A 4,175-nucleotide genomic window follows, 5' to 3' on the forward strand; every position below is an offset into this window, starting at 1 on the left:
AAAAGCCTTGTATTTACAGGGCTTTTTTCTTATCGTGTTGCATTTCATGTTGCATAGTCTCAAAATGATCTATGATCTTTCCTGTGAATATCGTGTTGTAATCTTCCATAGTTCCCCGGTAAATTCTTTTTAAAGTTCCGTCAGAGGACCAACCGCCCCGAGCCATAATGTACTGATCTGGTACTCCGATTGCGTGCATAACACTGGCTGCATAGTGCCTTAGATCATGAAAACGGAAGTGAGGAACGTTGAGCCTTGTCAGAGCTCTTTCAAACCTTCGTGTCACCTGATCCGGATTTAAGTTTACAAGCTTTCCATCTCTCGGAAGCTTCTTTATTATGTATTCCGGCATTTCCACGGTCCTCGCACTGGAAACCGTCTTCGTGGTCTTTGTGACCCATTCTGTCTTTCCTGCGTCGACCATGGCTTTATTAATCCGGACTGTGTTCCCGGAGACGTCGGCAGCTGTGAGAGCGCATATCTCTGACCGCCTCATGGTTCCAAACGCTGCCATGTAAACAGCGATCTCCATATCTTTATCGTTCATAGCAAAGTGGTCCAGTATGGCACGTATATCGCCGTCAGTGGGAACATATAAATTAGGCTTTACCTTTTGCGGGAGAGTGATGTCCAGCTGAATACCGGGCGCGTACATTACCATCACTGCAGACAGGAGTCCGTAAGCGTTCCTGGTAGTTTTTGGGCTGTGTTTCGCAGAGAACTTATTAACCCAGTGCTGAACGAGCTCAGAGGACAGCTTCCGGAGCTTCATATCAGCCAGATCTCCATAGTAGTTCTTTCTCATGCGCCGGTATTCCCTGATCGTGGACGGGGACAGGACGTTGCTTTTTAATTCACAGTATTTGTCAATAGCTTCACCAAGGGTAAAATCCTTTGGACGGCTCACAGTGTTTTTATCTGCAGCAAATGCCGCCGCTTCTTTTTCTGCCTGTCTCTTCCCTGCTTTTGATGGATCGTCGCAGGTAAAAGATTCATAGATCCGCTTTTGCTTCTGCTTTCCATTCTTATCTAAGGCAGGCTTTCCATCTTTTAAGTACACTGGCTCTGAATGACTGTATACCAGACACCTCCAGGAGCCCGAGGGGAGTTTCTTTGCTGTTGCCATAATATCATTTCCTTTCTGTTGCGCCGGCGCTTTTCGGCTGTGTATTGTGGATAAAATGTGGATAACTTTGTGCATAACCGTATTTTAAGCGCAAAAAATACGCCCCTTGCCAGCGCGCTCTGAAAATGATATAATTCTATTGATGAGGTAGAGTATATCTTTCCGGAAACCCGGCAAGAGAAAATCTATGTAAAGCCGTTCCGGTTGGCGCCGGGGCGGTTTTTTACATCCTATATTAATTTATTTCAGTAATATCGAGTGAGTATCCCAAGACTTCACCCACATCTTTAATTTTTCCCTTGATAGTAATTGTATTTCCTTTTGTCATTCCCGCAACCTTACTCTTTTGTTCATCGTTCTTTATGTAGCACTGAACACCGATGATCGCAAAATCGTCATTTACAGGTGCTAAGGATATGTACTTTCCGCTGGAATCTATGACGCTAAGCTTACCTGTAATTTCTACATACTGATCTTTGTATTTGTCGCTCGCATTCAAAGCATTGGCCTTTAAGTCATTCATCATGTCATCAACATTGTATGCAGTGTATTCGATTGGTGCCTCTGTAGTTTCCTCCTTAGCTACAGCTTCCTTGGAACTGGTGCTTACTGTTTCTTTACCTTTTCCTGCAAAGCAGGAACCCAGTAAGCCAAGGGCGAAGACTACGATAACAGCCGTGAGACACCCTCCCATGCCTTGCTTCTTGCGACATTGTGGACATACCTTTGCTCCGTAAGGAATTTCTGTTTTGCAGTGTTTGCAAATTTTTGTTGTTGGTTTTTCTTTTCCCATATTCATATCCTCTTTCTATTTTGTATTTATTAAAAAGCCATAGGCTATTTCAATCTTAATCTGATTAATTCCTCCGGATACCCAGTACAATCGCAGAATTGTTCCCTCGTAAAATCCCTATACTCTCTCAGCAAAAAATCATCAATCAAAAAATAAGCTGCGAATAGGTTTGCCTGCTTTTCAATTTTCGAAGTTAGGAGCAGGGTATAACCATTCATAAAAGTACAATTTTGAGTACGGTGCATTATGGAATGTCCTAATTCATGGGCCAGTATAACTCTGCGATAAGCATCATCTCTGATGTTTGAATTTATAAATACATACTTTCTTCTTTTTATGTATTTATAATATCCGGCAATATTATTTCCCATTGGTAGATTCATTATAGTAACGTTTAGGTAATCAGCCATTTCTTCTGGATCATTAGTCCCATGTTTTCTAACCAGTTTTACAACAAAATCTGGTATATCTTTGTTTTGCGTTAAAATCACCCCCGAAAGAACCTTATTTTTTTGGTTTGTTCTTATATGAATTGTAAGTTTTTTTGTTCTTTCCTTTTGCATCAATAAGAGCAGCTTCAATAGCTTTTGACAGAAAAATCATATCGTTTGGGTCTAATGGCTGTCCGTTATAAAACAGAGGGCCATCCTCTTCGTTTTTAATTTCACCCATAATACGATCAAGATCCTTTGCTATATCTCTTCTGTCTCTTGTGGTAAGTTCTGATTCTTCCTCAGAGGCATCTTCTTTGCCCGTCATGAGATAATCAACCGAAACTTTAAAATAATCTGCTATTTTTTTCATTTTATCCTGTTTTGGCACATATCTCCCAGCTTTCCAGTTACTAATGGTTGCAGTAGTTATCCCTGTTTCTTTACAAACCCGATATGGAGTTACTTTATTTTGTTCACACAATTTCTCAAAAATATCATACATATAACACCTCTCAAAAAATAAGTTTGGAAAATAAGCCAAACCCTATTGACACACTTTGAAATCAATGCTATTATATGGACATAGCTTTGATACAGAAGCTAAAGCAAAAGAGATTAGCAAAGTTTTCTAATGTAACTTTGACCGACATCACAATTATATTAGAAAACTAAGCTAATGTCAATAGATTTTAAACAGGAGGTGTAGATTTGTATCAAAAATATGCAGTTTTAAGAGACCATGCAAGTGTAACCGATTATGAAGTCGCTAAGCAGACCGGGGTCTCAACGGCAACGCTAACAAACTGGAAATACGGGAGATACAATCCCAAGGTCGACAAACTCATGGCTTTGGCAAAATATTTTAATGTCTCCATTGAGTATTTTATGGAAGAATCCAAGGCCCCCCAGTAACCCGACAACCCTATTCAATTCAAGGAGGTGAAAAACATGGATATCTACATAATTGAAAGCAGACCGGTAAGAACGCTTACTCCAGTAGGTTATTACCGTAAACTCTGCGACGCTTACGTTACAGAATTGGGACAAAAATACAACCACGGCCACTATTTTTCTTATATGCACCATGCCTGCGATACCATAGCAAGGGAAATGTATTCACATATGACCGGAAGAAAACTCAATGTAACAAACCTTATTATCTCAAAAGCAGACGCGGACAAGGTATTTGAGTATTTCAAGATCTTTGCCAATGTCTGGGTTTATCAGGTCACTGGTGGAGCAGATCGGAAAGCTTCTGAAAAGGAGAAGCAAATCAAAAAGATAACTGGCATGTTGAATGCTGCTGACCTGGGGCAGTTGAAGGAGCTGGATATATTTCTTCAGACTTATATTCAGGATGCGCATTGAGAAGAGGTGAGAGAGAATGTATGACTGGGAAAAGGATTTGGAGCAGGCGCGAAAACGAAGCCGTCAGTCAAAGTACTTATCAGTGGCGGCCTTTATTTTAAGCATGATTGCTGTAATTATCAGAATTGTAGTTGCGGCACAATTGTAGTTATAACGGTTTCATTCAATTAATAGGAAGAGGAGGTGAGAGGAACGGACAGGGAATATATGGAACTATATACAGCGTTTCGTATTGCAATGTATACGAATGAACAGTTAATGAACCTAGTTGATTTTCTTCTGGCAGAAATTGAAAAAGAGTATAAGCCACAAAGCCTTACATTCGAACAATTAATGTTCGGAGAATAATGCAGACTTCCGCCGAATTTACGGAGTGCAAACCGTATGTTACCACATGGCAGGGCGATAGTTCACCTCGCTTAATGGACTTGTGAGACTTTTTACTCATCATTTG

At 40.5% G+C, this 4,175-nt stretch carries 8 protein-coding genes; 4 read left to right on the forward strand and 4 right to left on the reverse strand.

Going from position 1 to position 4,175, the window contains the following annotated elements:
* Positions 1-13 precede the first annotated feature (13 nt).
* The 4 genes from V7D18_RS06955 to V7D18_RS06970 form a co-directional block, all read right to left on the reverse strand.
* Positions 14-1,126: a site-specific integrase gene (locus V7D18_RS06955; protein ID WP_426152782.1), complete on the reverse strand. Its 1,113-nt coding sequence runs from the start codon at positions 1,124-1,126 to the stop codon at positions 14-16.
* A 235-nt stretch (positions 1,127-1,361) separates the two neighbouring features.
* Positions 1,362-1,919 (reverse strand): OB-fold protein, encoded by a 558-nt coding sequence (locus tag V7D18_RS06960; protein ID WP_426152784.1) that lies wholly within the window; start codon positions 1,917-1,919, stop codon positions 1,362-1,364.
* Between the two features lie 44 nt (positions 1,920-1,963).
* A complete protein-coding gene (locus V7D18_RS06965; RefSeq protein WP_426152786.1) occupies positions 1,964-2,482 on the reverse strand; it encodes an ImmA/IrrE family metallo-endopeptidase in 519 nt (172 codons plus the stop codon).
* On the reverse strand, positions 2,424-2,855 hold the full coding sequence (locus V7D18_RS06970) for a helix-turn-helix domain-containing protein (protein WP_426152788.1): 432 nt from the start codon (positions 2,853-2,855) through the stop codon (positions 2,424-2,426). The genes V7D18_RS06965 and V7D18_RS06970 overlap by 59 nt, the downstream gene beginning before the upstream one ends.
* Positions 2,856-3,061: 206 nt before the next feature.
* Between V7D18_RS06970 and V7D18_RS06975 the strand changes: the two genes are divergently transcribed.
* Genes V7D18_RS06975 through V7D18_RS06990 form a run of 4 tightly spaced genes read left to right on the forward strand, consistent with a single transcriptional unit; the run spans position 3,062 to position 4,069 of the window.
* Entirely contained in the window at positions 3,062-3,265 is a 204-nt protein-coding gene (locus tag V7D18_RS06975; RefSeq protein WP_426152790.1) for a helix-turn-helix domain-containing protein, read from the forward strand.
* Positions 3,266-3,301: 36 nt separating this feature from the next.
* Positions 3,302-3,721: a hypothetical protein gene (locus V7D18_RS06980; protein ID WP_426152792.1), complete on the forward strand. Its 420-nt coding sequence runs from the start codon at positions 3,302-3,304 to the stop codon at positions 3,719-3,721.
* A 16-nt stretch (positions 3,722-3,737) separates the two neighbouring features.
* Positions 3,738-3,869: a hypothetical protein gene (locus V7D18_RS06985; RefSeq protein ID WP_426152794.1), complete on the forward strand. Its 132-nt coding sequence runs from the start codon at positions 3,738-3,740 to the stop codon at positions 3,867-3,869.
* A 35-nt stretch (positions 3,870-3,904) separates the two neighbouring features.
* Positions 3,905-4,069 (forward strand): hypothetical protein, encoded by a 165-nt coding sequence (locus V7D18_RS06990; RefSeq protein ID WP_426152796.1) that lies wholly within the window; start codon positions 3,905-3,907, stop codon positions 4,067-4,069.
* The last annotated feature ends 106 nt before the right edge of the window (positions 4,070-4,175 follow it).

It is taken from the genome of Lacrimispora sp. 38-1 (assembly GCF_049890855.1).
Classification (GTDB): domain Bacteria; phylum Bacillota; class Clostridia; order Lachnospirales; family Lachnospiraceae; genus Lacrimispora.